This window comes from Streptomyces sp. TBY4, from assembly GCF_024213195.1.
Classification (GTDB): domain Bacteria; phylum Actinomycetota; class Actinomycetes; order Streptomycetales; family Streptomycetaceae; genus Streptomyces.
Map to the genome: position 1 here is coordinate 117,474 of NZ_JANAVF010000018.1, position 24,864 is coordinate 142,337.

Below are 24,864 nucleotides of genomic sequence, written 5' to 3' on the forward strand. Positions count from 1 at the left end.
TCAGGCGAGGGTGGCTACGAAGACGGCCCAGGCGGGGGCGCCGAAGGTGAGGTGGGGGCCGTCGGGGACCTTGGAGTCGCGGACGGGGACGATGTGGGGGAGGCCGTCGGCGACTTCGAGGCAATCGCCGCCGGTTCCGTCGCTGTGGGTGGACTTGCGCCAGGTGGCCATCTCCAGGCAGTCGCTGCCGTCGCCCGCGCTGTAGCTGGACTTGTGCCAGATGGCCGTCGACAGGTCGTACTCAGACATGCTCGTCATGTGCGTAATCCTCCGCCACGGATTCGATCAAGGCCAGCGATTCGCGTGGTGACAGCGCGCTGGCCGTGAGGAGATCGTAGGTCAGGGTGTGGTGGGTGACTGTGGCCGGATCGTCCAGCAGTTGGCTCGTTCCGAGGGCTGTCACGTAGGCGAGTGGCGTTGCATCCTCGAAGGACATCAGCTTGAGCGGGCCACCCAAGGCTGCATGGGCGCCCGCGCTGAACGGGAGTACCTGAAGGATGATCCGATGGGATCGGATCAGGTCCGCGACGTGCCGCAGTGCCTCGGCCATCACGGCCCGGCCGCCGATGACCCGGCGGAGTACGGCCTCGTCGAGTACGCACCACAACAGGGGGGTTGTTGGGTCTGCGAGGAGGGCGGCGCGGGCCAATCGGCCTTCGGCCAGTTCGTCGATGGCCGCCTCCGTCGCCGTCGGCTGGTACGCGCGGAAGACGGCCCGCGCATACGCCTCCTTCTGGAGCAGCCCCGGGATCAGCAGGGGCGCGTACTCCCGGATGGCCTTCGCCAGAGACTCGGCCTCGGCGGCCTCCGTGAAGTGGTCGGGGTACTTGAACTTCGTCACGGCGCCGCAGTTGCGGGTGAAGAAGTCGCCCGTGCCGAGGATCTTGTCGATCTGCCGGGCCAGCTCCGGGGTCATCCGGCGGGTGCCCGCTTCGAGTTGGCCGATGAAGGAGCCGCTGACGAAGAGCGGCTCGCCGAGTTTCTCCTGACTCAGACCGGCCCGTTTGCGGGCCACGCGCAGTTCGGAGCCGAGCATGGTGCGGGGTGAGGAGAACGGGTCGACGTCTCCGGAAACGGGCACGGCAACTCCCCTGACAACAGGTGCGGCTGTTGGTGCTTTGCCCTTGAAGGCTAACCAGCCCGTCGCCACGCTGAGTACCGAACGCGATTACTCAGAGCGAAAGGTGACATGTCATGGTGCTCACGCCGAGGGAGCGGATGCTGGCGGCTGAGGAGGCCGTGGGGCAGCTGAAGGCCGCGCTGACGGACGTAGGGGTCGTGTTCCCCTCGCTCGGGGTGGACGGGGTGTCGGCGGCCGGGTCGTACGGGCTCCCGCTGGTCGATCTGGGGCGGTGCAACCTCGACACCGCGCTCCGGCTGGCCGCCGTACTGCACGAGCGGGCGCATCCCTGAGGGTTACGCGGGGCCGTCGAGGCGGACGGTCAGGCGCGGGAGGAACCAGCCGATGAGGGGGCCCGTGCACAGGGCGACGACCACGGTGCCGAGGCCGAGGGTGCCGCCGAGCAGCCAGCCGAGGCCGGCCACGGACACCTCGATGCCGGTGCGGACGGCGGCGACGGGCAGCCGGGTGAGCCGGACCAGCCCGGTCATGATGCCGTCGCGCGGGCCCGAACCGAACTGCGCGCCGAGGTAGAGCGCGTCGAAGAAGCCGAGGGTGACCAGGCCGAGGGCGAGGTACGCGAGCGCGGCCGGCGTGCCCTGTGGGGCGGGGAGTACGGCGGCGGTGGCGTCGGCGGCGAAGCCGACGACCGCGACGTTGAGGACGGTGCCGAGCCCGGGGAGCTCGCGCAGGGGGATCCAGGCGAGGAGCACCAGGAGCGAGATCAGGTTGGTGGCCCAGCCGAAGGAGATGCCGAGGGACTTGGCCGTGCCGTCGGTGAGCACGCTCCAGCTCGCGGTACCGAGGCCGGACTCGACGAGCACCATGACGGCGGCGCCGTAGCCCACCAGGCCGAGGAGCAGTTGGGGGACGCGGCGCGCGGTGCGGCCCGCGCGGAGCTGGGCGACGGCGTTCATGCGGGGCGGGTGCGCGGAGGGGGCGGAGGGGGCAGGGGGAGCGGTTGGAGCCATGGGCCAAGCCTCGGTCGGATCTGGACCCGGATTCCATAGCCAGACTGCGTACGCTGGCTCGATGAAGATCAGCGCGCACGCGGTCGGACGCATGGTGGGGGCCTGGCAGGAAGGGCCCGGACCGGCGCACCGGCGGCTCTCCGACCGGCTGCGGCTGCTGATCCTGGACGGGCGGCTCTGCCTGGGGGCGGCGCTGCCGGGCGAACGGGACCTGGCCGGCGCGATCGGTACGAGCAGGACCACGGTCGGGGCCGCGTACCGCACGCTCGTGGAGCACGGCTACCTGGAGACGAGGGAGCGCGCGCGGGCGACCGTACGGCTCCCGCACGAGGACGCACCCGCCGGGCGGCGGCGGGCCGGGGGTGCGGACGCGGAGACGATCAACCTCTCCTTCGCGGCGCCGCCCGCGCCCCCGGAGGTGCTGCACGCCGCTTTCGCGACGGCGCTGGAGCGGCTCCCGCTCCACTTCGAGCGGCACGGGTACGACCGGTACGGCGCCGGGGAGCTGCGCGAGGCGGTCGCGGGCTGGTACGGGCGCAGGGGGCTGGCGACTTCGCCCGGCCAGGTCATGATCACCAGCGGGGCGCAGCACGCGATCGGGCTGCTGGCGCGGACGCTGCTGTCGCCGCGGGACAAGGTGCTGTTCGACCACCCCACCTATCCGCACGCGATCAGGGCGTTCACCGACGCCCGGGCCCGGCTGCTGCCGGTGGCGGTGGGCCCGTCCGGCTGGGACGTCCCGCAGCTCCTGGCGGGGGCGCGCTCGGCGCAACTGGCTTACCTGATCCCGGACTTCCACAACCCGACGGGGCTGTACATGTCGGCGGAGGCCCGCCGGAGCCTGCGGCCGGCCTGCCCCGTGATCATCGACGAAACCCTGGCGGACCTGCGGCTGGACGGTGACGCGGGCCGGGAGGCGGAGCCCTTCGCGGCCCACCACCCCTCCACCATCAGCATCGGCTCGGTGTCCAAGAGCATCTGGGGCGGCCTGCGCATCGGCTGGATCCGCGCCGAGCCCGCGCTGCTGGAGCGGGTCGCGCGGACCCGCCCCGCGACGGACCTCGGCACGCCGGTGGTGGAGCAGCTGGCCGCAGCCGCCCTCCTGGACGCCGGTCAGACCCGGCGACCCGAGGCGCTGCGCCAACTGCGTGCCCAGCAGGACGTTTTGCTGGAGGCCCTGGCCGAGCACCTGCCCGAGGTGCACGCGCCGCGGGCACCGGGCGGGGTCACGCTCTGGGCGCGCTTCCCGGAGCCGGTCGGCTCCCGGCTGGCGGCGATCGCGCCGGACCACGGGGTGACGATCGCGGCAGGCCCGCAGTTCGGCATCGGCGGCGCCTTCGAACGCCACGTCCGCCTCCCGTACACCCTCCCGGCCGCCCGCCTGACGGAGGCGGTCCGCCGCCTGGCCTCCGCCCACCGGGCCCTGACGGCGGGCGCCACCGGGACTCACGTCCCGGCGGCGGTGGCCTGAGCCGCCGCCCCGGGGCGCGGGGCGGCGGTTGTTCCCGGGCTATTCCATCGGATAGCCGCCCGGGCCGGCGTACACCGCGTCGCCGACGGGGCGTTCCTTGGCATTGTCGTCGGTGGGGGTGTTGGCGAGCTTCTGCTTCCACACCAGGGTGGTCGATCCGCCGCCGTCCATGTTGACGGCGTCGATGACGTTGAGTTCCTTCAGGAAGGCGGCCAGCTCTCCCCGGGTGGCGCCGATGCTGACGACATGGTCAGGATCGTCGACGCCGTCGATGGTCACCAGTACGGTGCGGCCGTAGTGGTCCGTGCCGACGGCCGTGCGCGGGTCCTTGCGGCCGGGTTCGGCCGGATCCGTGTACTGGATCTCGCCGTCCCTTAGGAGCAGGTCCCCGCCTGCGGTGACGTACATCGAGGGATCGAGGGCGAGAGGGGTACCGAACCGGGTGTCCTCCACCTTCTCGGTGAAGTCGAACTCGCTGTCCACCCGTGTGCGGGCGCGCAGCCAGTCGGCGCCTTCTCCGATGCCCTGGAGGATGCGGCCTCCGCTCGGTATGACCTTCCCGCCCCTGTTGCCCTTCTTGCACTTGCTCCCGTCCACCGGCTCATTCGGGTCGTAGCATGCGGTGACGACGCCCGCGGAGTTGAGCTCGACTTCGAAGCCCTCGTCCTTGCTGATCTGCTTCGTGGCCGGCGTTACCGGGACATCCGGGTCGTTGGGGGTCACGAGGAGGGCGGTGGTCGGCGTTGTCGTGCCGTACTCCTTGGTGAAGGAGATGATCTCGGAGAGGTCCTCGCAGACCCCCGTGTCGTTGTCCCTGATTTCGGGAGGGACGCCCTTGTCCTCCGGGTCCTTCCGCTCGCAGTGGGCGGAGCGGCCGGGTACCCGGTTGATGCCGTCGAGTTGCCGTTCCTCGTCCGAGTCCAACCCGCCCTTCGGCGCGATCTTCAGGTTCGTGCTCAGCTCGGTGATGTAGGCCCGGCCGTGCTGGAGCACCAGCGAGGTGCTGAACTTCCTTCCGCCCTTGCCCCTGACCGCTTCGCTGAGCAGCTTGCCGCCTTGGATGACGACGCCGTTCAGGTCTCCGTCCCAGGTGTCCGTGAGCGTCCCCGGGGTCTTCATGTTTCCGTCGAAGAAGCCGCCGTTGACGCCGACGAAGGGCTTCCGGACGGGCGTCGAGGTCAGGCCGCCCAGCATCGAGGTGGTCTGCTGGGACGTGCCGAGCCCTGTACCGAAGGTTCCCTTGAGGTTGAGCGAGGCCAGGTTCGGGTCGATGACGACCACGTTGACCTTCCAGGGGCCCTTGTAGGGGAGGCCGGTGTACTCGGTGCGGGTGATGCCGGGCACGGATTTGTCGGGTGTGCCGGCTTGGAGGTCGGCCAGGTTCAGGACCGTCGAGGCCGGAAGCACCTCGTTGGCGGATGCACCCGGAGCGGAGAAGGGGGTGGCAAGGGCCGAGGTGGCCAGGGCGAGCGCCAAGGAGCCTCGTTTGACTGCGTGCTTCACGAAGGAGTCCTCGGTATTCAGTTGGCGGGGAGCGTGTTGGCCAGCGTGCAGTCGTCTGTGGTGTCGACCAGCATGTGGGAGCTCAGGTTCTTGTTCCATGGATCGGGGATCACTGTGCTGTCCGACCTGATCACCACGTACTTGCGGTAGGTCTTCCCATCGATGGTCAGCGTTCCCGAGTATTGCTTCTCGGTGAAGAAGCAGACGTGCCGGGTGCTGTAATTGGCGACCGACGCGACTCGGTTGTCCATGCCTTTATAGTCCCCCAAGTCGGCGGTCGACGGCAGCATTTCGCCGCGGCCGGCGACATCCGAGAAGAGGCAGAGCTTCCCGTTGGGGCAGCGCTCGTAGCCGGTGTAGCAGCCGGCCTTGGACTTGGCCACCTTGTGAGAGCTGACCTTTTTGTCCAGCTTGGTCGAGAGTTTTTCCAGGTCGGCCCAGTTGCCGGGCGCGATGGCCTGGATGGTGCCGCTGTAGTTGAACTCCTCGTAGAGGCAGGTCCAGTACTTGGTGTTGTTGACCACCGTGCTGACCTGCTCGTTCCACTGGTCATAGACCAGCTTCGGGTCGTCGTCCGGCGTGTAGGACGCCGAGTTCCCCTTGCCGCCGGGCTCGGTGTAGATGCAGAAACTGTTCGGGGCGCATGCCGGCCGCGGCGCCGCCTCTACGGCGTCGGCCGAGTTGCCGATCGGTGAGATGAGGAAGAGCGCCACGAGCGAGATGCCCGCAACAGCCCATGCCAAAAAGCGTTTCACGAAGAAGTCCCCCCACGGGATGTTTCAGCAGCTCGATTCTGGCTGCGGCGCGAGCGTAAGGCCTCTGTCCGGGGGTGGTGAAACTGGGGGCTGGTGCACAGGCTTGATGTAAAGGTTTTTGAGATGAAATCGGTAAGAAGATCGCAGGGTCGATGGCCTGACGGACCTTCATGGCGTGATTGCCCGTCGCCTGACGCCGGTGACGGTCCCTCAGTCCGTGCTCGGGCGGCCGTACGGATGCTCGGCGGGTGCGGCCATTGGAGGCGGGGCGGACCCGGCGGACGTAACAACCGGTGGACACCCTGTCGCAGTAAGTGACAGTTCGTCCCTTTCTTCCTAGTCTCACGTCCCGGTACCGAGCGAATGGACGATGAGATGAGACGACGGCTTTCCGCGATCGCCGCGGCAGGTGTGGCCGCGGTGCTCGCGCTGGGCGGCGGCGCGACCGCGACCGCCACCGGGGGTGCGGGGACCAACCCCGACGGCGGTAAGGGCGGCAAGGGGCTGTGTGCGCCGGGGGTGCCGGTCGGGCCGGAGGGGGAGAAGTTCTACGATCCGCCGTCGCCGCTGCCCGAGGGGGAGCACGGGGACCTGATCTGGGCCCGCCGGGTCGACGCCCCCGACGGTGCGCGCGCCTGCCGGATCCTGTACCTCTCGACCCTGCAGAGCGGTACCCGCGTCGCCGTGTCGGGCATCGTGGCCTGGCCCGACGCCCCCGCGCCGCGCAGCGGCCGCAACGTGGTGGCCTGGGCGCACGGGACCGTGGGCGGCCCGCGCCAGTGCGCGCCGTCCGCGGTGCCGAATCCGGCGACCGACCTGGTCGGCTACTACACGTACGACAGCCCCTGGGGCATCGACGTCGGCGTGCCGGCGCTGACGCAGTTCCTCGACTCGGGTGACGTCGTGGTCGGTACGGACTACCAGGGCCTGGGCACCCCGGGCGTGCACCAGTACACGGTCGCCGTGACGGAGACGAACAACGTCCTGGACTCCGTCCGCGCGGCCCGCCAGATCACCGACACCCACGCCAACCACAAGGCGGCCGTCCTGGGCTGGTCGCAGGGCGGCGGCGCGGCGGCGTTCATCGCCCAGAACTACAAGGCGTACACCCCGGAGACCAACCTGGTCGGCATCGCGGCGCTGGCGCCCGCCGCCAACCTGGGGCCGGACTTCCGCGGCCTGGTGCTGCCCGGCCCGACGTCCCCCACCTCGCCCTCCCACAACGCGGCGCTGCGCGTCAACGTCTACCGGGGCTTCCTCGCGGCCTACCCCGCCCTGAAGGCCGAGGACGTGCTGAAGCCGGCCGGACTGGAGGCGCTGCGCGGTGACGGGGTGATGTGCATCGAGCACCTCGCCGACGTGATCCAGGAGAACGTGGGCAACGCGGGGCAGCTGGACACGCTGTTCCAGCCGCTGAGCGTGGTGCCGGAGGTCTGGCACCAGCGCTTCCGCGAGAACACCGCGGGCCTGGTGACCTCGGTGGCGCCGATCCTGGTGATGCAGGGCACGGCGGACACGGTCATCAACCCGAACTCCACCGACGAGTACGTGAAGCGGGCCTGCCGCTTCGGCAAGCCGGTCGTGTACACGAAGTACCCCGGAGCGACGCACCAGACGATCCCCCACGTCGCGGAGCCGGAGTACCTGACCTGGATCGCGGACCGCTTCGCGGGCCGGCCCGCCCCGTCCAACTGCGCCTGAGGTGACGGCGTAGGAGCACGCATGAAGGCTCCCGGCCGGTGGACCGCACCGGCCGGGAGCCTTCGTACGTGGGGCCTCGCGAGGGCCGTCGGGGTCAGCGGCCCACCGGGACCGGGGCCGTGCCCGCGGCGGGCGCGGGCTCGCCGGCCTGGGTCGCCGGGGCGGGGGCCTGCGCGGCCTCCGCGTCCGGGCCGGTGTTGAACTCGGTCAGCATCTGCTGGGTGAAGCCGAAGAAGTAGGTGGCGGCGAAGCCCACCAGGTAGCCGACGGCCAGGCCGCCCGCGTAGATCGCGATGGTCATCCCCATGCCCGACTTGCCGTCGAGGAGGGGGAAGAGCGCCCAGCCCGAGGGGCCGATGGCGGTGGAGCCGAAGGAGGTCCCCAGCTGGTTGAAGAGGCCTACGAAGGCTCCGCCCGCGGCGCCGCCGACGCAGGCGGTGATGAAGGGGCGGCCGAGGGGGAGGGAGACGCCGTAGATGAGGGGTTCGCCGACGCCCAGGAAGCCGGCCGGGAGGGCGGACTTGATGGTGGTGCGGATCGAGCGGTTGCGGGGGAGCTTGTAGTAGACGGCGATGGCCGCGCCGACCTGGCCCGCGCCCGCCATGGCGAGGATGGGGAGCAGGACGGTGTAGCCGGTCTGCTCGATCAGGGTGGTGTGGATCGGGATCAGGGCCTGGTGCAGGCCCAGCATCACGAGGGGGAGGAAGAGGCCGCCGAGGACCAGGCCCGCGAAGGCGCCGCCGGTGGCGAGGAGCCAGGTGGCGAAGGTGCCGATGGCGGAGGAGACCTCACCGGCGACGAACATAAGGCCGAAGATGGTGACGAGGCCGGAGATCAGCACCGTGAGGGTGGGGGTGACCAGGACGTCCAGGGCCTCCGGCACCCACTTGCGGCACCACTTCTCCACCTGGACGGCGAGCAGCGCCGCGGCGAGCGCGCCGAGGACGCCGCCCTGGCCGGGGGAGAGCTGCTGGCCGAAGGCGTCGATCTTCGCGACGCCGGGGAAGACGATGATCGCGGCGACTGCGCCGCCGAGGACGGCGGTGCCGCCGAACTCCTTGGCGGTGTTGTAGCCGACGAAGACCGCGATGAGCGACATGAAGCCGCTCGCCATCGCGGCGAGGGCCGGGACCACGGCCGGCACCCAGCCCATGTTGGTGAGGAAGCCGTTGAGCCCGGCGATGATGCCGCAGCCGATCAGGGCGGGGATCAGCGGGACGAAGATGTTCGCGATGCGGCGCAGGAACAGCTTGAAGGGGGTGGAGTTCTTCGTCTTCTGGGCGTTCTTGATGGCCGCGCCCTGGGCGGCGAGTTCGTCGGCGGTCACGGCGTGGGAGGCGGCGGGAGCCGGTTCCGCCGAGCGGCCTTCCGCGACCAGGGCCTCGAACTCGGGGGTGACGCGGGCGACGGTGCCCGGTCCCAGCACGATCTGGTACGTGTCGTCCTCGACGACGCCCATCACGGCGGGGAGGGCCTTGAGGGCCTCGTCCTGGACGAGTGAGCGGTCGCGCAGGGTGATCCGCAGGCGGGTCATGCAGTGCGCGATGTTGAGGACGTTGTCCGGACCGCCGACCAGAGGAAGGATCGCGGCGGCTGTGGCGCGGTTCTTGTCAGTGGACATGTTGGTGTTCGCCTTGCTGGTTGGGGGTCAGCGGGGGAGCTAGCGGGTCGGGGTCCGGGTGAGGGCGTCCCGGAGGTGGCCCCGGGAGGCGGTGAGCAGGTCGGCGGCCGTGGGGCCGTCGACTCCGCCGAGGATGACGAGGATGGCCTGCTTGACCTCGCCGTCGGCGGCGGTGAGCGCGGCCTCGATCTCGGCGTCGGGGGCGCCGGTCGCCAGCGAGACGATGCGGCGGGCGCGGGCGCGCAGCTTCTCGTTGGAGGAGCGCATGTCGACCATCAGGTTCCCGTACGTCTTGCCGAGCCGGATCATCGTGATCGTCGAGATGAGGTTGAGGACGAGCTTCTGCGCGGTACCGGCCTTCAACCGGGTCGATCCGGTGAGGAGTTCGGGGCCGACGACCACCTCGATGCCGTGGTCGGCGGCCGCGGCGAGCGCGGAGCCGGCGTTGCAGGACAGGCCGACGGTGAGCGCGCCGCGGGCGCGGGCGAACTCGACGGCGCCGATCGCGTACGGGGTGCGGCCGGAGGCGGAGATCCCGATGACGGTGTCGTCGGCGGTCAGGGCCAGCGCGGTCAGGTCCTCGGCGGCCAGTTCCTTGGAGTCCTCGGCGCCTTCGACGGCCTTGACCATGGCGGAGGGGCCGCCCGCGATCAGGCCGACGACCTCGGAGGGGTCGGTGTTGAAGGTGGGCGGGCATTCGCTGGCGTCCAGTACGCCCATCCGGCCGGCGGTGCCGGCGCCCGCGTAGACGAGCCGTCCGCCGCGGGCCATCCGCTCGGCGATCCCGTCGATGGCGGCGGCGATCGTCTCCAGCTCGCCGGCGACGGCGGCCGGGACGGTGGCGTCCTCGGCGTTCATCAGGCGGGCGATCTCCAGGGTGGAGAGCCGGTCGATCTCGGCCAGTTCGGGGCGGAAGGCCTCGGTGGTCAAGGTGGCGAGCTGGGCGCGGAGTTCGGCGTACGCGGTCATGAGTGGGGGCTCCTGAACTGCTGGGTGCTGCTAGCGGGCGGTGCTGTTGCGCTGGGCGGTGGGTACGGGGGTGTGGTGGCGGGGCGCGAGCGCCTCGTACGAGGCTGCGAGCGCGGGCGCCGCCGTCTCGTAGGTCTGCTGGGCGACGCCCACGAACAGGCAGTCGACGACGAGGAGCTGGCTGGTCCGGCTCGACATGGCAGCCGGGCGCAGCTGGGTCTCGCGGGCGGCGGAGGTGGCCAGTACGAGGTCGGCGTAGTGGACGACGGGGGAGCCCGCGCGGGCCGTGAGCGCGAGGGTGGTGGCGCCGCGCTCGAAGGCGATCCGCAGGGGTTCGACGACGTCGCCGGTGCCGCCGGAGTGCGTGATGGCGACGGCCACGTCGCCGGGGCGCAGCAGGACGGCGTTGGTGACGGCCAGGTGCGGGTCGTTGTGTGCGTGGGCGATCAGGCCGATGCGCGACAGCTTCTGCGCGAGGTCCTGGGCGACGAGGCCGGAGGCGCCGACGCCGTAGATCTCGATGCGGCGGGCGGCCGCGAGGGCGGCGACGGCCGAGCCGAGGGCGGCGACGTCGAGTCCGGCGGCGGTGTCGGCGAGGGTCTGCGCCTCCTCCTGGGCCAGCTTCGCGACCACGTCGGCGAGGGAGTCGTCGACGGCTATGTCCACGGTGACGGCGGGGGCCGCGCCGGACTCCTGCTGGGCGGCGAGCGCGGCGAGCGCGAGGCGCAGGTCGCGGTAGCCGGGGTAGCCGAGGAGGCGGGCGGTGCGGACGACGGTGGCCTCGCTGGTGCCGGTGCGGGCGGCGAGGTCGCTGACGGTGAGCGCGGCGCAGCCGGCGGGGTCGGCGGCGACGGCCTCGGCGACGGCCTGCATGGAGCGGGTCATCGAGGGGCCGAGGCTGCGGACTCGGGCCCGCAGGGCGGCGGGGGCGGGGACGGGGGCGGTGGTGGCCGCGTCGCCCGGGCCGCTGCTGAAGGTTTCTTTCACGTTCTTGCTCACCCTTGAAACTTATTTTCAGAGGGGTGGGAACGTCAAGACGCCATAAGTCACCTGGGAAAGAGGACCTTCGCCACACGCCCCGTCCGGGTCCACAATGTGTCCATGGACCACGCGACCCCCCCACCCCCCCTTGAACAGGCGCTGCACGCCGCACGCGCCCTGGTACTCGCCGATCTCGTCGCGGGCGAGGTCGCCGAGGCCTATGTCGTCTCCCTCGTCGAGGACGCGGTCACCCACCGCCGCTGGTGGGTGGAGCAGTGGCCGGAGGGCGTCGACTACCTCGCCGGACTCGTCGCCCAGGACGTGAAGGACGCGCTGCTGGAGAAGCACGGACGCTGGCCGCTCTGCCCGGTCTGCACCCACGGCGAACCGCACGCCCTGGACGTGGAGCCCGAGCTGGGACCGGACCCGATGTGGGTGTGCTCGGAGGCCGGTGTCCGGGTGGCACCGGTGGGCGGCCTCGGCCCGGTCCTCGGCGGCTCCGGCTTCGGCTCCGGCTCCGCCTTCGGTCACGGCGAATGAGCCGCCGGTGACGGTGTACATCGACCCGCCCGACTGGCCGGGTCACGGCCGCATGTGGTCGCACCTGGTCAGCGACGACTCGTTCGAGGAACTGCACGCCTTCGCGGCATCGATCGGCTGCCCCCCGAAGGCCTTCGAACGCGACCACTACGACATCCCGGAGCAGCGCTACGCGGACGCGGTGGACGCGGGCGCGGTGGAGATCGGCAGCAAGGAACTGGTCCGCAGACTCACGGCGGCGGGCCTGCGCCGCCCGAAGGGCCGGCCGGCGGCTTAGGGCCGGCGTCCCGGGGGAGCTGAGGGGCTCATCCGGTGTATCTGCGCTGCAGGCGCGGCCTGGACATGCCGGTGACGATCTCCTGGTCGATGGTGCCCAGCGTGTCGGCCCATTCCCGGGCCGTGGGCTCGCCCCCGCTGCCGGAACCGAACAGCACGACTTCCGTGCCGACCGCGATGTCCTCGTCGCCGCAGTCCACGACGATCTGATCCATGCACACCAGCCCCCGCACGGGCCTGCGGACGCCGCCGATCAGTACGTCGAAGCGGTTGGACAGTCCGCGCGGCACGCCGTCGGCATACCCGACGGGTACCAGCGCCAGCGTAGTGGGCCGTTCGGCGGTCCACGAGCCGCCGTAGGACACGCGCTCCCCGGCGGCGATCCGCCTGGTCATGACCACCGAGGAACGCAACGTCATGGCCGGACGCAGGGCCATCGTGCCGGGGACCGGGTTGAGCCCGTACAGGGCGATGCCGACCCGGACCATGTCGAAATGCAGGTCCGGGCGGTTCAGCGTGGCCGCCGAGTTCGCGAGGTGGCGCTTGGGGTCGAGGCCGGCATCCCGCGCGACGCGGAACGCGTCGGCGAAGCGCTGCGCCTGCCGGTCCACCGACGGCTGACCCGGCTCGTCGGCGCACGCGAGATGCGACCAGATCGCGTACACCTCGTTGTCCGATGCCGCAGCAGCGCGCACCAGGTCGGGCCACAGCCGGGGTGGGCAGCCGTTGCGGGCCAGCCCCGTGTCGATCTTGAGGTGGATGCGCCGTCCGGACAGCGCCCGCAACTGCTCCAGGCTGGACACGCCGAGGTCCACGTCGGACGGGACGTCCGCGTCGGGTAAGTCGAGCCACGCGAGGATCGGTGCGTCTATCCCCGCTTTGCGCAGGGCCCGCGCCTCCTCCGCCGAGCAGGCGCCCAGCCAGGTCGCCCCTGCCCCCAGTGCGGCCCGGGCGACCTCGACGGCACCGTGGCCGTACCCGTCGGCCTTGACCACGGCCATCATCTCGGCGCCTTCTGCATGAGCGAAAAGAAGGGCGGCATTGTGTCGAATTGCATCGAGGTCGACGGTTACCTCGGCCCTGATGAATCGGTGATCGGTCATGGAGGGCACCGTCGCACCCGTAAGGCTGATGTGACTATCCGTCAAAACGAGCCCCTTTCAGGGAACTTGACCCCTCCAGCCCTCGGCGTGAGGGATAATGCGCCCGTGAACGGGACTGTGTTCGTGGCGATCGAAGACCTGATGGCCAACCCGCGTGCCGCCGCGCTGTTGGAGCGGCACTTCGGCGAGGTGCGGGTGGCCACCTCGCGGGAGCGGGCTCTGGCCGAGCTGGTGGCGATGGGCGACAAGGTGGTTGCGGCCATCGTGGGGGTGAAGGAGCGCATCGATGCGGATCTCCTTGCCTCCTTGCCGTCTTTGAAGGTGCTGGGCTCGCTGGGGGCCGGTACGGACCACCTTGATCTGGCTGCGCTCGAGGACTGCGGTGTCCGGGTCGTGACGACTCCGGGCGTCAATGCGGTATCGGTGGCCGAGCACGCGTTGATGATGATCCTCGGACTGGCCAAGAGGGTTCTGCCCTCTCACGCCGCCGTACTTTCGGGGCGGGACCGGGCCGGGCTCTCCGAGGCGCCCGTGGAGGTGCGCGGCCGGACGGTGGGCGTCCTGGGGGCGGGGGCGACGGCGCGCGCATTGCTGCCGCTCCTCCATGCGCTCGGTACCCACGTCTCCGTGTGGACCCGCCGGCCCGACCAGCATCAAGACCTTCCGACGGTGGGGCTGCGGAAGTTGTTCGAAGAGAGCCAGGTCGTCAGCATTCATCTGCCTCTCACGCCTCAGACGCGCGGTTTGGTCGATGCAGATCTTCTCGGCCTCTTGCCGGAGGGCGCTCTGGTCGTCAATACGGCGCGCAAGGAGATCGTCGATCTGGATGCGCTCCGTTCCCTTTCCTTGAGCCGCCCGGACCTGCATTTCGCGGTGGACGACTTCGACCTGCTGGCAGACGGAACGGTCGAAGCCGGAGGCAGCCGCACGCTGTGGAGTCCGCATATTGCGGGCGTCTCGGTCGAAGCCCTGCGTGCGATGCAGGAAACTGCGGTCCTGGGTGTTGTCGAGGCTTTGCGGTCACCGAGTTGAGCCGGAGGCGGGATTCACGATGAAGTGGCTGAACGAAGTCAACACCGTATTTGGCGTCTTAGGCTTTCTGATCACTCTCGTCACCTTCCTCAAGGTGCAATCGGTGCAGCGGGCCCAGAGGGAGGAGCGGCAACTTCTCCGCAGGTTGTACGGCACCGAGATGCTCGCCGCCCAACTCAGGTCGGCGGCGGGGTTCCTGAGGCAGGGGACCGAGAGTGATGCGCGCATGCTGGCAGAGGAACTTGTTCGGGTGTGCGGTCAGATAGAGGGTATTAGCAGGGCTCTGGATTCCCTGAACCGCGAACGCAGGAGTGTTCGCGGGGAGTCGAATCTGGTGCCGAACGGTTACTACACTCCCGCATTCCTCAACCGGGCAGTGAATGATGCCCAGCATCAAGTGGATTTCCTGATCTACCGAAACCTTCAGTTCGCCAATGTCGACCTGCTCCAGTCGATGGAGCGTGCGGCCAGGCGGGGAGTGCGGATCCGCATACTGGGACTCTCGTCCCGCGCGGAGGATGCCGTTCTGGATCAGGCCTCCATGGTGCTTCCCTGGCCTCAGGCCGAGCCGGCCGTACTGCGGAGGCAGCTCTCGGACTCGGAGGAACGTATCAGGAGCATCGTCGAAGGGTGGGGCCTGCAGTCGAGAGGCCTTTTCGAGTACCGCGGTTACCTCATCGCCCCCAATGCGCATTTTGCGCGGACCGACGGCGTGGTGAGGCAGGGGTTCATCGGTACGCTCTCTTCGGCTCAGCCCGCCGGGCTGGAGGAGCGCGGCTACATGGAGTTCCGTACCAGTGCCGAGCCGGGAGCCACCCTCTCCCGGCACTTCGAGCAACTGTGGGCACGGAGCGCCGAGAACGTCGTTGCCGGCGGCTGACTCACGCACCAGGGCTGAGCAGCACGGATGCCTGTTCCTCCGGCACCGCGATGTTGTTGCGGAGGGCGGCGGTCACCACGAGGCGGAGAATCACCTGCTCGTAGGAGAGCCCGTGAGCCATCTCCAGGCAGCGGGGGAAATAGCTGGGATGCAGTGCATCCCGGCGCAGCCCCGGCATGGCGTTGATGTCGATGACGTAGGGCGCCCCGTCCTGGTCGATGACCACATCGACTCGGGCCCAGTCCTGCAGCCCGAGGGCGACACTCGCGAGAAGTGCTGCTTCTGCTGCGCGAACACCTGCTGGCGCATCGGATGACGGGCGCAGAGTGGGAACGATCCTGTGCTTCTTGATTCCTTCATCGAGATAGAGGGCCCCCGGGGGCAGAACTATCTCGGCCGGGGCGGCAATGCGCGAGGTTCCGTTTCCCAGAATGGAAACCGTGAACTCGCGATCCCGGCGCCACTCTTCTACCATCACTCCAGGTGTGGAAATTGCCTCCTGGAGTTGCGTGAGATCTCCGCAGTAGGTGACCCCGATGCTTTCCGCGCCGATCGTCGGCTTGACCATGAGGGGAAGGCCCAGCCTGGCCGCCAGAGCGGCCGCATCGGTGTTTTCGCCGGTGATCTCCCATGAGGGGGTGGGTACCCCGTGGTCAGCCATCATCTGCTTGGCCCGGGCCTTGTCCTGGGAAGCCAGGCCGTCAGGGCCGGATCCTATGAAGGGGACACCCCATTGAACGAGTGGCTCCACCATGGACCGGCCCGGGGCGAACTGGCGGGCATGGGGGAAGGCTAAGATCCCGGACCGGTTGCGGAGTGGCTCGAGATCGGCCTGGGATCTGATGACCCATTCCTCGGTGCGCACTTCTGCCTTTTCCAGGGCGGAGAGCACGGGGTCGATCGCTTCGCGGCCTCCCCAGCAATCGAGGGGATTGAATTCGGCGGGCCGCAGGACGGCAATCACCAGATCGCTCATGTCCGTACTCTCCTCTGAGGATGCGTACTCCATGGAAGGCGGGTTCGGAGTATGTCATCAAACCGCTAACGACGGAACAGCGCGACAGAGACCCGCTTGCGGCGAACTCGGAACCGGATCGATCAATTCCCCGAGTTCCCCGAGTTCCCCGAGTTCCCCGAGTTCTCAGAGTTCCCGGAGGTATCCGGAATGCCTGCAAAAGACTCAGACGGACGAGCTGTCCTGCACCGACCGGGTCGGGGCTTTCGTCAGGGTGGGCGTGGAGCTGGACGCGGCCACGATGCGGGTCGGAGGGGGCGTACGGCGGTCCAGGCGGAGGGCTGCGATGCCCAGGGCGATGGCGGTGACGGTCATGGCGCCGCCCGCCCAGGCGGTGGCGGAGTAGCCGTAGCCGGCGTCGATGACGGTGCCGCCGAGCCAGGGGCCGCCGGTGTTGCCGAGGTTGAAGGCGGCCGTGGTGGTCGCGCCGGCCAGGGTCGGGGCGGCGCCCGCGACGTTGAACATGCGGGCGTTGAGCGCCGGGGCCGTGAAGAACGCCGAGAAGCCGATCAGGAACGAGAGGGCGATCGCGGCCGCCGCCGTGGAGGCCAGCAGGGCCAGCGCCGCCAGGAAGACGGTGGAGGCGGTGATGCCCCACAGCATCACCCCGAACAGGTGCGCGTCCGCGATCCGCCCGCCGACGGTGGTGCCGGCCAGCGCCCCGATGCCGAACAGGCCGAGGATCCACGGGACCCACTGCGAATCCAGCCCGGCCACGTCCGTGAGCAGCGGGGAGAGGTAGCTGAAGGCGCAGAAGACGCCGCCCGCGGCGAGCGCCGTGATGCCGATCGACAGCCACACCTGCCGGTCGCGGTAGATGCGCAGCTCGCGCGAGAGCCTCGGCTTCTGGGCGGGCAGCGGGATCCGGGGGATCAGCGCGAGGATGCCGGCCAGCGCGACGGCGGAGGCCGCGCCGACCGCCCAGAACGCGGAGCGCCAGCCCAGGTGCTCACCGAGGAACGCGCCGGCCGGGACGCCCAGGACGTTGGCGATGGAGAGGCCGCCGATCATGACGGCCATCGCGCGGGCCCGCTGGTGCTGCTCGACCATGGCGATGGCCACGGCGGCGCCGACCGCCCAGAAGCCGGCGCAGGCGAGCGCGGAGACGATGCGGGAGGCGAAGAGCAGCTCGTACGAGGGGGCCAGCGCGCCCGCGACCTGCCCGAGGCCGAAGAGGCTGATCAGCGATACCAGCGTGGTGCGCCGGGGCAGCCGCAGCGTGGCGACGGCGAGCAGGGGCGCGCCGACGACCATGCCGATCGCGAAGGCGGATATGAGCAGGCCCGCCTGCGGGATGGTGACGCCCATGTCCTCGGCGATGGGTGGCAGGAGCCCCGAGAGCATGAACTCGCTGGTGCCGAGTGCGAAGACGGAGAGGCCGAGGACGTAGACGGCGACGGGCATACGGGTGCGTTCGGCTTCTGCGGCTTCTGAGGGCATGAACTACCTCAACCCCGGCGAACGGGATCACATTCCCGGACTATGCGGACGGGCCGCTGAGCTGCGCGAGCTCCGCGGCCAGGTTCGCGCGGGCCGGGGCCTCCCAGTGCGCGGCCCCGTAGCCGGTGCGGAAGAGGCGGGGCAGCTCCAGGAGCTGGCGCAGCACGGCGGCCCGGCCGTCGCGGAAGGCCTCGTCGGGGACGAAGCCGTACTCGGCGCGCACGGCCGCCGCGTAGGCCGCGTACTCCTGCGGGGTGCCGGCGAGGACGCCCAGGTCGGCGTCGCAGAGCAGCTCGCCGTTGGCGTCGCCGGGTGCGGGGTCGTGGGTGACGGTGAGCCGGACCAGGCGGGCCACCTCGGCGGTGCGGGCTTCGTCGATGCCGAGCTCGGGCAGGGCGCGCTCGGCGAGGGCGGCGCTGCGCTCCTCGTTCTCGGAGCGGTCGGGCCGGTAGACGGCGTCGTGGAACCAGGCGGCGAGCTCGACGGCGGCGAGGTCCGAGCCCTCTGGTGCGCTGGTGCCGAGTACGTCGATGCGTGCGAGTACGTCGGCCAGGTGCGCGGTGGTGTGGTACCTGCGCTGCGGCTCCGCCCAGGCGGCGAGGAGGCGGTCGGCGTAGGGGGCCGGGTCCAGGCCCGGCGTGGCTCCGGCGGCGGCGGTGGTGGCGTGCCAGCGGTCGCGGAGGTTCTGTTCGCGGTGCGTGTCGGAACTCGTGGCGGATGTCATGCGCACATTGTGGTGGTGGCGTGATTGTGCTGGTGGAGGGTGGGCGGAGGCCCGTACCCTGGACATTGGACTAGACCTATTTTCCAATGTGGGACGAAGGATGGGATTACATGAGCAACCGTGCACTCCTGGAGGTGATCGCCCTCGACGTGGAGGACGCGGTCGCGGCCCAGGCCGGTGGGGCGGACCGACTCGAACTGGTCACCGACATGGCCGCCGACGGGCTCACCCCGCCGCGCGAGACCTTCGCGGCGATCCGGGCGGCGGTCGACATCCGGCTGCGCGTGATGCTCCGGAAGGCGGACGGCTTCTCGGCGGGTTCCGCGGCGGACGTGGAGCGGCTGGCGGAGGAGGCGCGGGCGCTGCGCGCGGAGGGGGCGGAGGAGTTCGTCCTCGGCTTCCTGAACCCCGACGGCAGCCCCGACCTCACCGCCGTCGAGGCGGTCGTGGCGGAGCTCGGCGGCTGCGGGTGGACGTTCCACCGCGCGATCGACCGCGCGGCCGACCGGGACCAGCTCCGCAAGGCGGTCGCGGACCTGCCCGGGCTCGACACCTACCTCACCGCGGGTGCGGCCGGCGGCGTCGACGAGGGCCTGCCGGTCCTCCTGGCGGAGGCCGCGCAGGCCGGTAGCCCCGGCTACGAGCCGCGCATCCTGGTGGGCGGCGGGCTCACCCTCGCCCACCTCCCCGTCCTGCGCGAAGCGGGCATCGACGCCTTCCACATCGGTGGCGCGGCCCGCCCGGACGGCTGGGCCCGGCCGGTGTCGGCCGACGCGGTCGCCGCGTGGCGGACCTCCCTGAGCTAGCCCGACGCCGTGCGGGTGCCGCTGCGCTGGGCTTTTCCGGGCGCTGCCCGGACCCGCTCCTCAAACGCCGGAGGGGCTGGATCGGGGCTGGTCCCGGCCCGCACGTGAACGCCGAAGGTCTGGAAATCCGGCCTCCCGGCCCGCAGGTGAACGCCGAAGGTCTGGAAATCCGGCCTCTCGGCCCGCAGGTGAACGCCGAAGGTCTGGAAATCCGGCCTCCCGGCCCGCACGTGAACGCCGGAGGGCTGTGAATCCAGCCGTCCGGCGTTTGAGGACCGGGGTCTGGGGCGGAGCCCCAGAAGGGGTCCGGGCGCGGCCCGGGGAACGGTGGAAGGGCGGGTAGGGGACTTCGCCCCGCAGGGCCCGCCCGCCTGCGGCGCCGGGGTGCGCTGCCCCGTGGCCCGGCCCGGGGGCGGGCCTGCCGGGCCGGGCCGGGCCGGGGCCGGGTCAGGGCTGGGTGAGGGGATCCGGGAGGGGGGCTGCGTGGAGGAGGGTCAGGCCTGAGACGGCTCGGGTCAGGCAGACGTAGAGGCGGCGGAGGCCGGTGCGGGTGTCGGGCTCGCCCGAGACCACGTCCGCCGGCTCGTGGAGGACCACGTAGTCGTACTCCAGGCCCTTGGCCAGGGAGGCCGGGACCAGGGTCAGCCGGGACTCCGCCGTCGTTTCCTCGCCCGGGGCGAGGTAGGGGAGGCCCGCCTCCGTGAGGGCCTCCGCCAGTTCCGGGATCCGCGCGTCCGCCGCGATCAGCCCGATCGACCCCTCGTGCACGAGCGAGGCCCGGCAGGCGTCGATCACCGCCGAGGGCAGGGAGTCGGCGGCGTCGACCGCGGAGATGATCAGCGAGCCGGGAGTTTCGCGGACCGAGGAGACCGGGGACAGGCCGGGCGAGATCGACGGCAGCAGCCGCGAGGCGTAGGCGATCACCTCGCGCGGCACGCGGAATCCCGCCGTCAGTTCCTCCAGGACCGCGCCCGGCTTGCCGAGATGGGCCAGCGCCTCGTCCCAGCTGCGCGTCGCCCACGGTGTCGTGCCCTGCGCGAGGTCGCCCAGTACCGTCGCCGAGCCGGTGGTGCAGCGCCGCCCGACCGCCCGGTACTGCATGGGGGAGAGGTCCTGGGCCTCGTCGACCACCACGTGGCCGAGCGAGTGCGTGCGCTCCACCAGGTCGTTCGTCTCGTCGATCAGCACCAGGTCCGCCGCCGACCACTTCGCGGACTTCACGCTGCGCGCCGGCTTGGACCAGAGGAGCAGTTCCTGTTCCTCCTGCGACAGGACGCCTTCGGCGTGCTCCGCGAGGAACTCCGCGTCCGAGAGGAGGCGCAGCACCAGCTTGGCCGGTTCCACCAGCGGCCACACCGACTTGACCACGGCCTTCACGGCGGGATTGCGCGCCACCGCGTCCTGGACCCGGTCGTCGGGCGCCTCGCCCGCCTGTTCCATCCGTACGAGGACGGCGTGCGCGATCCGCTGCGGAAGGGCGTCGCGGGCGGCCCCGTAGCGGATGTCGCGGTTCTGGAGCTCGGCGACGATCTCGGCGATCTCGTACGCGGGCACCCGCCAGCGGCGCGATCCGCGGACCACCATCAGCGGTTCGACGGGCTCCGACACGTGGGAGTGGACCGCGCGGCGCAGGACCTCCGCCATCCGGGCGTCGCCCTTGACCACGGCGGTTTCGGCGGCGTCCGTGCCGCGTACCTCCAGGTCGGCGCGGGCGACCAGGTCGTCGACCGTAGCCTGCTTGACCTCCAGCTCGCCGAGGGCGGGCAGGACCTGCTCGATGTAGTGCAGGAAGGAACGGTTCGGCCCGATGACCAGGGTGCCGGTGCGGGCGAGGCGGTCGCGGTGCGCGTAGAGGAGGTACGCGACACGGTGCAGGCCGACGGCCGTCTTGCCGGTGCCGGGGCCGCCCTGCACGCAGACGGAGCCGGAGAGGCCGGAGCGGACGATCTCGTCCTGCTCCGGCTGGATCGTCGCCACGATGTCGCGCATGGGGCCGACGCGCGGGCGCTCGATCTCCTGCTGGAGCAGCTTGCTGACGGCCGCCGCCTCCGCGGGGTCGGAGAGGTGCTCGTCCTCGTACGCCGTCAGCTCGCCGCCCGTGTAACCGAAGCGGCGGCGCAGCCCGATGTCCTGCGGGTCGTTCTTCGAGGCCCGGTAGAACGGCTGGGAGACGGGCGCGCGCCAGTCGATGACCATCGGGTCGCCGCCGGCGTCGTGGACGTGGCGGCGGCCGATGTAGAACTGCTCGCCCTCCGCGCCCTCGGCGAGCTCCGCGCCGGGCGCGTGCAGGTAGTTGAGGCGGCCGAAGAAGAGCGGGGTGTGGGCGAGGTCGGCGAGCGCCTTGATCCGGTCGTCGATCTGGGCCTGGAGCACGATCGCGTTGACCCAGTTCGCGGTGACGTCGCGGATGTCGAGGTTCTCGACGTCCTCGCGCATCGCGCGGAGCGCGGAGCGGGAGGCGGCGAGGTGGGCCCGCTCCCGGCCCAGGGGGTCGGTGGCGGCTGCGTCGGGGTCGGCCTCGGGGGTGGTGTCCGGGTCGGGGGCGGGGTCGGTGACGTGGGCGTGCGCGGGCACGGAACTGCCTCCATCTGCTGAGGACCTGCGTGATGCGGGAGGACGGGCCCGCCGGTTTCCGAGCGGCGGGCGGCGCTCCCGGTGACGCGGCGGGAGGCGGCAAGAGCGGAGATTCTAGTCATCGCGGGGGCGCTGCGCGAATGGATTAAGGGGCCGGAAGTCCTTCGGGTCCCTGACCCCGTACGGGGGTCGTTCGGTCCGTGTCCTCCTTCGGACAGAGCCCGTAGGGGGCGGCATGAGCCGGGAGGAGGAGGCCGGGGAGCTGGAGGTTCAGTCCTCAGGGCGATGTGACGAGCCGGTCGAAAACGGACCATGGATTCATGAGCACCGCAACCTTCACCCCGGTCCAGGGTCGCCGCCCTAGCGGCGCCACCGCCACTTCTCACTCCCGCCGCTCCCGGCACAGCGCCGGCAGCGTCCTGCGCGCCGCCAGGGTGTTCGCGGCGACCGCCGTGAGCGTCGTCGTCCTCGGTGAATACGCCGAGGACGCGGGCGTCATACGCCGCTGAGGCTCCCGGGGCGTTGATCCACTAGGGTCGCGCCGTGATCCGGAGTCCCGAGCCCAGCCGCTCTCCGTCGCCGCGTGCCGCCGTGCTGCCCGCGGGCGTGCTGCTCCTGCTCGGCGTGCTCTGCGTCGCCCTGCGCATCCCGGTGGCCGATGCGCTCGCCCCCGGCCTCTCCGCCGCCGAGTGGAGCCCGCCCGCCGCGTATCCGCCCTTCGCGGCCATCCTCTTCGCCCCGGCCGCCTGGCTGCCGACCGGCGTACTGAAGGCCGTCCTGGTGTGGGGCAGCGCCGCCCTGTTCGCCCTGCTGATCCTGCTGTCGTGCCGGCTGGCGGGGCTGCGGGCCCGGCCGGGCGCGGTGCTGGCCGCCACCGTCGCAGGGCTGTGGCTGGAGCCGCTGTTCCAGACCCCGCTGTCCGGGCAGGTCGCCCTGGCCCTGGCCTGCCTGGTCCTGTGGGACCTGCACCGGCCGCACCGGGCCCTCGGCAAGGGCTTCGCGCTGGGCGCGGCCGCCGGGATCACACTGACCCCGGCGCTGCTGATCCCGTACCTCCTGCTGACCGGCCGGGTCGGGGCCGGGCTGACCGCGCTGGGCGCCTTCGCGGGCAGCGGCCTGCTCGGGCTGCTGGTCCTCCCGGGAGCCTCCGCCGAGTTCTGGTCCCGGCACCCGCCCGCCGGCGGCCGCTCGCTCCTCCTGGACTGGCCCCACCTGTGGGTCTGGACCGTCCCGCTGCTCACGGCCCTGCTGGCCGCCGCCCTGCGCCGCCGGTCACGGGTGGCGGGCCGGTCACCCTTCGGGCAGCAGGATGTCCGCGTCGTCGAAGACACGCAGCACCACGAGCAGCAGCCGGCCGCGCGACACCAGGTACTCGGCCACGATCTGTGAGGTGAGCCGGATCTCGCGGTCCTGCTCGCCTGCCCCTATCGGCCGGGACAGCTCCGTGTAGGGATCGCGGGCCAGGATTTCGAGGGCCTTCTCGAACGAGGCCCGCCGCGCCGGTTCCAGCCGGTCCCGATCGCGGCCCGCCGACTCCGTGAAGAGGACCTCGTAGACCTCCTGGTGTGCCATACGGCCAGCGTAGTGCCGGGCCGCCCCGTCCGTCAGTCCGAGCCGAGCAGCTCGTCGGCGTCCATGATCCGGTAGGCGTAGCCCTGTTCGGCCAGGAAGCGCTGGCGGTGCGCGGCGAAGTCCTGGTCGATGGTGTCGCGCGCGACGACCGAGTAGAAGCGCGCCTCGTGGCCGTCCGCCTTCGGGCGCAGGACGCGGCCGAGGCGCTGTGCCTCCTCCTGGCGGGAGCCGAAGGTGCCGGACACCTGGATGGCGACCGTGGCCTCGGGCAGGTCGATGGAGAAGTTCGCGACCTTCGAGACGACCAGCACGCTGATCTCGCCCTCGCGGAAGGCGTTGAAGAGCTTCTCGCGCTGCGCGTTGGAGGTCTCGCCCTTGATGACGGGCGCGTCGAGGTGCTCGCCGAGCTCGTCGAGCTGGTCGATGTACTGCCCGATGACCAGCGTCTGCTCGCCCGCGTGCTTGGCGACGAGCGCCTCGGTGACCTTCCGCTTGGTGGCGGTGGTCGCGCAGAAGCGGTACTTCTCCTCCGTCTCGGCGGTCGCGTAGGCGAGGCGCTCCGACTCGGTGAGGTTCACGCGGACCTCGACGCAGTCGGCGGGCGCGATGTAGCCCTGCGCCTCGATCTCCTTCCACGGGGCGTCGAACCGCTTGGGCCCGATGAGGGAGAAGACATCGGACTCGCGCCCGTCCTCGCGCACCAGCGTCGCGGTCAGGCCGAGGCGGCGGCGGGCCTGGAGGTCCGCGGTGAACTTGAACACCGGGGCCGGCAGCAGGTGGACCTCGTCGTAGAGGATCAGGCCCCAGTCACGGGAGTCGAAGAGCTCCAGGTGCGGGTAGACGCCCTTCCGCTTCGTCGTCAGGACCTGGTACGTGGCGATCGTGACGGGGCGGATCTCCTTGCGCGTACCGGAGTACTCGCCGATCTCGTCCTCGGTCAGCGAGGTCCGCTTGATCAGCTCGTGCTTCCACTGGCGGGCGGAGACGGTGTTGGTGACCAGGATCAGCGTGGTGGCCTTGGCCTTCGCCATCGCACCGGCCCCGACCAGCGTCTTGCCGGCGCCGCAGGGCAGCACGACCACGCCGGAGCCGCCGTGCCAGAAGCCCTCGACGGCCTGCTGCTGGTAGGGGCGCAGCGCCCAGCCGGTCTCGTCCAGGTCGATCGGGTGCGCCTCGCCGTCCACGTACCCGGCGAGGTCCTCGGCGGGCCAGCCCAGCTTGAGCAGGGTCTGCTTGATCTGCCCGCGCTCGGAGGGGTGCACGGCGACGGTGTCGGCGTCGAGGCGCGCGCCGACCAGGGGGGCGATCCGCTTCGACCGCAGGATCTCCTCCAGCACCGGCCGGTCGGTGCTGGTCAGGACCAGCCCGTGGACGGGGTGCTTGGAGAGGGTGAGCCGGCCGTACCGGGCCATGGTCTCGGCGACGTCGACGAGCAGCGCGTGCGGGACGGGGTAGCGGGAGAACTCGACGAGCGCGTCCACGACCTGCTCGGCGTCGTGCCCGGCGGCCCGCGCGTTCCACAGCCCGAGCGGGGTGATCCGGTAGGTGTGGATGTGCTCGGGAGCACGCTCCAGCTCGGCGAAGGGCGCGATGGCGCGCCGCGCTGCCGCGGAGAGCTCGTGGTCGATCTCCAGGAGGAGCGTCTTGTCGCTCTGGACGATGAGGGGCCCGTTCACGCACGTCCCTTTCGGCGTGGGAGGACCGCCCGGACGCGGGCGGCCAAACCTCCAGTCTGCCGCATCACTCCGCGGGCGGGGTGCTTCTGGCCCGGCCGGCGGCGAAGGAGAGGATTTCGGGGGCGGCCCCGCGG

26 protein-coding genes are annotated in these 24,864 nt (G+C 71.0%); 11 read left to right on the forward strand and 15 right to left on the reverse strand.

Going from position 1 to position 24,864, the window contains the following annotated elements:
• Both NLX94_RS32260 and NLX94_RS32265 read right to left on the reverse strand, forming a co-directional pair.
• Window positions 1–258, reverse strand: coding sequence for a DUF397 domain-containing protein (locus tag NLX94_RS32260; protein ID WP_254386663.1), 258 nt, complete (start codon window positions 256–258; stop codon window positions 1–3).
• Window positions 242–1,036 (reverse strand): helix-turn-helix transcriptional regulator, encoded by a 795-nt coding sequence (locus NLX94_RS32265; RefSeq protein ID WP_254386701.1) that lies wholly within the window; start codon window positions 1,034–1,036, stop codon window positions 242–244. Before NLX94_RS32265 ends, NLX94_RS32260 begins: the two co-directional genes overlap by 17 nt.
• A gap of 158 nt (window positions 1,037–1,194) precedes the next feature.
• Between NLX94_RS32265 and NLX94_RS32270 the strand changes: the two genes are divergently transcribed.
• Window positions 1,195–1,413 carry a hypothetical protein gene (locus NLX94_RS32270; RefSeq protein ID WP_254386664.1) on the forward strand — a complete coding sequence of 73 codons (219 nt, stop codon included), beginning with the start codon at window positions 1,195–1,197 and terminating at the stop codon, window positions 1,411–1,413.
• Window positions 1,414–1,416: 3 nt separating this feature from the next.
• Here NLX94_RS32270 and NLX94_RS32275 read toward each other — a convergent pair whose 3' ends face one another.
• Complete coding sequence (locus tag NLX94_RS32275) at window positions 1,417–2,037, reverse strand: YitT family protein (protein ID WP_254386665.1); 621 nt, start codon at window positions 2,035–2,037, stop codon at window positions 1,417–1,419.
• A gap of 115 nt (window positions 2,038–2,152) precedes the next feature.
• On the opposite strand from NLX94_RS32275, the gene NLX94_RS32280 reads away from it, so the two are divergent.
• A complete protein-coding gene (locus NLX94_RS32280; protein ID WP_254386666.1) occupies window positions 2,153–3,562 on the forward strand; it encodes a PLP-dependent aminotransferase family protein in 1,410 nt (469 codons plus the stop codon).
• Between the two features lie 39 nt (window positions 3,563–3,601).
• Here the strand turns inward: NLX94_RS32280 and NLX94_RS32285 are convergent, their stop codons facing one another.
• Window positions 3,602–5,065 (reverse strand): phosphodiester glycosidase family protein, encoded by a 1,464-nt coding sequence (locus NLX94_RS32285; RefSeq protein WP_254386667.1) that lies wholly within the window; start codon window positions 5,063–5,065, stop codon window positions 3,602–3,604.
• Window positions 5,066–5,082: 17 nt separating this feature from the next.
• Window positions 5,083–5,820 carry a peptidase inhibitor family I36 protein gene (locus NLX94_RS32290; protein WP_254386668.1) on the reverse strand — a complete coding sequence of 246 codons (738 nt, stop codon included), beginning with the start codon at window positions 5,818–5,820 and terminating at the stop codon, window positions 5,083–5,085.
• Window positions 5,821–6,195: 375 nt separating this feature from the next.
• Here NLX94_RS32290 and NLX94_RS32295 point away from each other — a divergent pair, with 375 nt between their 5' ends.
• The gene (locus NLX94_RS32295; protein WP_254386669.1) at window positions 6,196–7,521 is read left to right on the forward strand and encodes a lipase family protein; all 1,326 of its coding nucleotides are present in this window, start codon (window positions 6,196–6,198) and stop codon (window positions 7,519–7,521) included.
• A 94-nt stretch (window positions 7,522–7,615) separates the two neighbouring features.
• Here NLX94_RS32295 and NLX94_RS32300 read toward each other — a convergent pair whose 3' ends face one another.
• The 3 genes from NLX94_RS32300 to NLX94_RS32310 are packed head-to-tail and all read right to left on the reverse strand — an operon-like array spanning window position 7,616 to window position 11,110.
• The gene (locus NLX94_RS32300; RefSeq protein ID WP_254386670.1) at window positions 7,616–9,142 is read right to left on the reverse strand and encodes a PTS transporter subunit EIIC; all 1,527 of its coding nucleotides are present in this window, start codon (window positions 9,140–9,142) and stop codon (window positions 7,616–7,618) included.
• Window positions 9,143–9,181: 39 nt separating this feature from the next.
• A complete protein-coding gene (gene murQ, locus NLX94_RS32305) occupies window positions 9,182–10,111 on the reverse strand; it encodes an N-acetylmuramic acid 6-phosphate etherase (RefSeq protein ID WP_254386671.1) in 930 nt (309 codons plus the stop codon).
• Between the two features lie 30 nt (window positions 10,112–10,141).
• Entirely contained in the window at window positions 10,142–11,110 is a 969-nt protein-coding gene (locus NLX94_RS32310; protein ID WP_254386672.1) for a MurR/RpiR family transcriptional regulator, read from the reverse strand.
• A gap of 102 nt (window positions 11,111–11,212) precedes the next feature.
• Here NLX94_RS32310 and NLX94_RS32315 point away from each other — a divergent pair, with 102 nt between their 5' ends.
• Both NLX94_RS32315 and NLX94_RS32320 read left to right on the forward strand, forming a co-directional pair.
• Entirely contained in the window at window positions 11,213–11,632 is a 420-nt protein-coding gene (locus tag NLX94_RS32315; protein WP_254386673.1) for a hypothetical protein, read from the forward strand.
• 7 nt (window positions 11,633–11,639) lie between these two features.
• Window positions 11,640–11,909 carry a DUF4031 domain-containing protein gene (locus NLX94_RS32320; protein ID WP_254386674.1) on the forward strand — a complete coding sequence of 90 codons (270 nt, stop codon included), beginning with the start codon at window positions 11,640–11,642 and terminating at the stop codon, window positions 11,907–11,909.
• Window positions 11,910–11,937: 28 nt separating this feature from the next.
• Here the strand turns inward: NLX94_RS32320 and alr are convergent, their stop codons facing one another.
• A complete protein-coding gene (alr, locus tag NLX94_RS32325) occupies window positions 11,938–13,011 on the reverse strand; it encodes an alanine racemase (RefSeq protein WP_254386675.1) in 1,074 nt (357 codons plus the stop codon).
• On the opposite strand from alr, the gene NLX94_RS32330 reads away from it, so the two are divergent.
• Together NLX94_RS32330 and NLX94_RS32335 are read left to right on the forward strand one after the other, a co-directional pair.
• Complete coding sequence (locus tag NLX94_RS32330; RefSeq protein ID WP_254386676.1) at window positions 12,928–14,043, forward strand: D-isomer specific 2-hydroxyacid dehydrogenase family protein; 1,116 nt, start codon at window positions 12,928–12,930, stop codon at window positions 14,041–14,043. The genes alr and NLX94_RS32330 overlap by 84 nt on opposite strands.
• A 19-nt stretch (window positions 14,044–14,062) precedes the next feature.
• Entirely contained in the window at window positions 14,063–14,923 is an 861-nt protein-coding gene (locus tag NLX94_RS32335) for a hypothetical protein (protein WP_254386677.1), read from the forward strand.
• A 1-nt stretch (window position 14,924) separates the two neighbouring features.
• Here the strand turns inward: NLX94_RS32335 and NLX94_RS32340 are convergent, their stop codons facing one another.
• From NLX94_RS32340 to NLX94_RS32350, 3 genes are all read right to left on the reverse strand, one after another.
• On the reverse strand, window positions 14,925–15,899 hold the full coding sequence (locus tag NLX94_RS32340; protein ID WP_254386678.1) for an ATP-grasp domain-containing protein: 975 nt from the start codon (window positions 15,897–15,899) through the stop codon (window positions 14,925–14,927).
• A gap of 204 nt (window positions 15,900–16,103) precedes the next feature.
• Complete coding sequence (locus tag NLX94_RS32345; protein WP_254386702.1) at window positions 16,104–17,342, reverse strand: Cmx/CmrA family chloramphenicol efflux MFS transporter; 1,239 nt, start codon at window positions 17,340–17,342, stop codon at window positions 16,104–16,106.
• A gap of 76 nt (window positions 17,343–17,418) precedes the next feature.
• Window positions 17,419–18,102: a hypothetical protein gene (locus NLX94_RS32350; RefSeq protein WP_254386679.1), complete on the reverse strand. Its 684-nt coding sequence runs from the start codon at window positions 18,100–18,102 to the stop codon at window positions 17,419–17,421.
• Window positions 18,103–18,212: 110 nt separating this feature from the next.
• Between NLX94_RS32350 and NLX94_RS32355 the strand changes: the two genes are divergently transcribed.
• Complete coding sequence (locus tag NLX94_RS32355) at window positions 18,213–18,908, forward strand: copper homeostasis protein CutC (protein WP_254386680.1); 696 nt, start codon at window positions 18,213–18,215, stop codon at window positions 18,906–18,908.
• Window positions 18,909–19,012: 104 nt separating this feature from the next.
• A complete protein-coding gene (locus tag NLX94_RS32360) occupies window positions 19,013–19,159 on the forward strand; it encodes a hypothetical protein (protein ID WP_254386681.1) in 147 nt (48 codons plus the stop codon).
• 196 nt (window positions 19,160–19,355) lie between these two features.
• Here NLX94_RS32360 and NLX94_RS32365 read toward each other — a convergent pair whose 3' ends face one another.
• Window positions 19,356–21,482, reverse strand: a complete 2,127-nt coding sequence (locus NLX94_RS32365) for an AAA family ATPase (RefSeq protein WP_254386682.1) — start codon at window positions 21,480–21,482, stop codon at window positions 19,356–19,358.
• 320 nt (window positions 21,483–21,802) lie between these two features.
• On the opposite strand from NLX94_RS32365, the gene NLX94_RS32370 reads away from it, so the two are divergent.
• Window positions 21,803–21,991, forward strand: coding sequence for a hypothetical protein (locus NLX94_RS32370; protein ID WP_254386683.1), 189 nt, complete (start codon window positions 21,803–21,805; stop codon window positions 21,989–21,991).
• Window positions 21,992–22,025: 34 nt separating this feature from the next.
• A complete protein-coding gene (locus NLX94_RS32375) occupies window positions 22,026–22,871 on the forward strand; it encodes a glycosyltransferase family 87 protein (protein WP_254386684.1) in 846 nt (281 codons plus the stop codon).
• Here the strand turns inward: NLX94_RS32375 and NLX94_RS32380 are convergent.
• Together NLX94_RS32380 and NLX94_RS32385 are read right to left on the reverse strand one after the other, a co-directional pair.
• Window positions 22,773–23,054 (reverse strand): type II toxin-antitoxin system RelE/ParE family toxin, encoded by a 282-nt coding sequence (locus NLX94_RS32380; RefSeq protein ID WP_254386685.1) that lies wholly within the window; start codon window positions 23,052–23,054, stop codon window positions 22,773–22,775. The genes NLX94_RS32375 and NLX94_RS32380 overlap by 99 nt on opposite strands.
• A 32-nt stretch (window positions 23,055–23,086) precedes the next feature.
• A complete protein-coding gene (locus NLX94_RS32385) occupies window positions 23,087–24,730 on the reverse strand; it encodes a DNA repair helicase XPB (protein ID WP_254386686.1) in 1,644 nt (547 codons plus the stop codon).
• Window positions 24,731–24,864 lie beyond the last annotated feature (134 nt).

Bases quoted from the DNA above. Each gene is read 5' to 3' on its own strand.
- NLX94_RS32260 (WP_254386663.1), bottom strand. From the start codon at position 258: ATGACGAGCATGTCTGAGTACGACCTGTCGACGGCCATCTGGCACAAG.
- NLX94_RS32265 (WP_254386701.1), bottom strand. From the start codon at position 1,036: ATGCTCGGCTCCGAACTGCGCGTGGCCCGCAAACGGGCCGGTCTGAGT.
- NLX94_RS32270 (WP_254386664.1), top strand. From the start codon at position 1,195: ATGGTGCTCACGCCGAGGGAGCGGATGCTGGCGGCTGAGGAGGCCGTG.
- NLX94_RS32275 (WP_254386665.1), bottom strand. From the start codon at position 2,037: ATGAACGCCGTCGCCCAGCTCCGCGCGGGCCGCACCGCGCGCCGCGTC.
- NLX94_RS32280 (WP_254386666.1), top strand. From the start codon at position 2,153: ATGAAGATCAGCGCGCACGCGGTCGGACGCATGGTGGGGGCCTGGCAG.
- NLX94_RS32295 (WP_254386669.1), top strand. From the start codon at position 6,196: ATGAGACGACGGCTTTCCGCGATCGCCGCGGCAGGTGTGGCCGCGGTG.
- NLX94_RS32300 (WP_254386670.1), bottom strand. From the start codon at position 9,142: ATGTCCACTGACAAGAACCGCGCCACAGCCGCCGCGATCCTTCCTCTG.
- murQ (WP_254386671.1), bottom strand. From the start codon at position 10,111: ATGACCGCGTACGCCGAACTCCGCGCCCAGCTCGCCACCTTGACCACC.
- NLX94_RS32315 (WP_254386673.1), top strand. From the start codon at position 11,213: ATGGACCACGCGACCCCCCCACCCCCCCTTGAACAGGCGCTGCACGCC.
- NLX94_RS32330 (WP_254386676.1), top strand. From the start codon at position 12,928: ATGAGCGAAAAGAAGGGCGGCATTGTGTCGAATTGCATCGAGGTCGAC.
- alr (WP_254386675.1), bottom strand. From the start codon at position 13,011: ATGACCGATCACCGATTCATCAGGGCCGAGGTAACCGTCGACCTCGAT.
- NLX94_RS32335 (WP_254386677.1), top strand. From the start codon at position 14,063: ATGAAGTGGCTGAACGAAGTCAACACCGTATTTGGCGTCTTAGGCTTT.
- NLX94_RS32340 (WP_254386678.1), bottom strand. From the start codon at position 15,899: ATGAGCGATCTGGTGATTGCCGTCCTGCGGCCCGCCGAATTCAATCCC.
- NLX94_RS32345 (WP_254386702.1), bottom strand. From the start codon at position 17,342: ATGCCCGTCGCCGTCTACGTCCTCGGCCTCTCCGTCTTCGCACTCGGC.
- NLX94_RS32350 (WP_254386679.1), bottom strand. From the start codon at position 18,102: ATGACATCCGCCACGAGTTCCGACACGCACCGCGAACAGAACCTCCGC.
- NLX94_RS32355 (WP_254386680.1), top strand. From the start codon at position 18,213: ATGAGCAACCGTGCACTCCTGGAGGTGATCGCCCTCGACGTGGAGGAC.
- NLX94_RS32370 (WP_254386683.1), top strand. From the start codon at position 21,803: ATGAGCACCGCAACCTTCACCCCGGTCCAGGGTCGCCGCCCTAGCGGC.
- NLX94_RS32380 (WP_254386685.1), bottom strand. From the start codon at position 23,054: ATGGCACACCAGGAGGTCTACGAGGTCCTCTTCACGGAGTCGGCGGGC.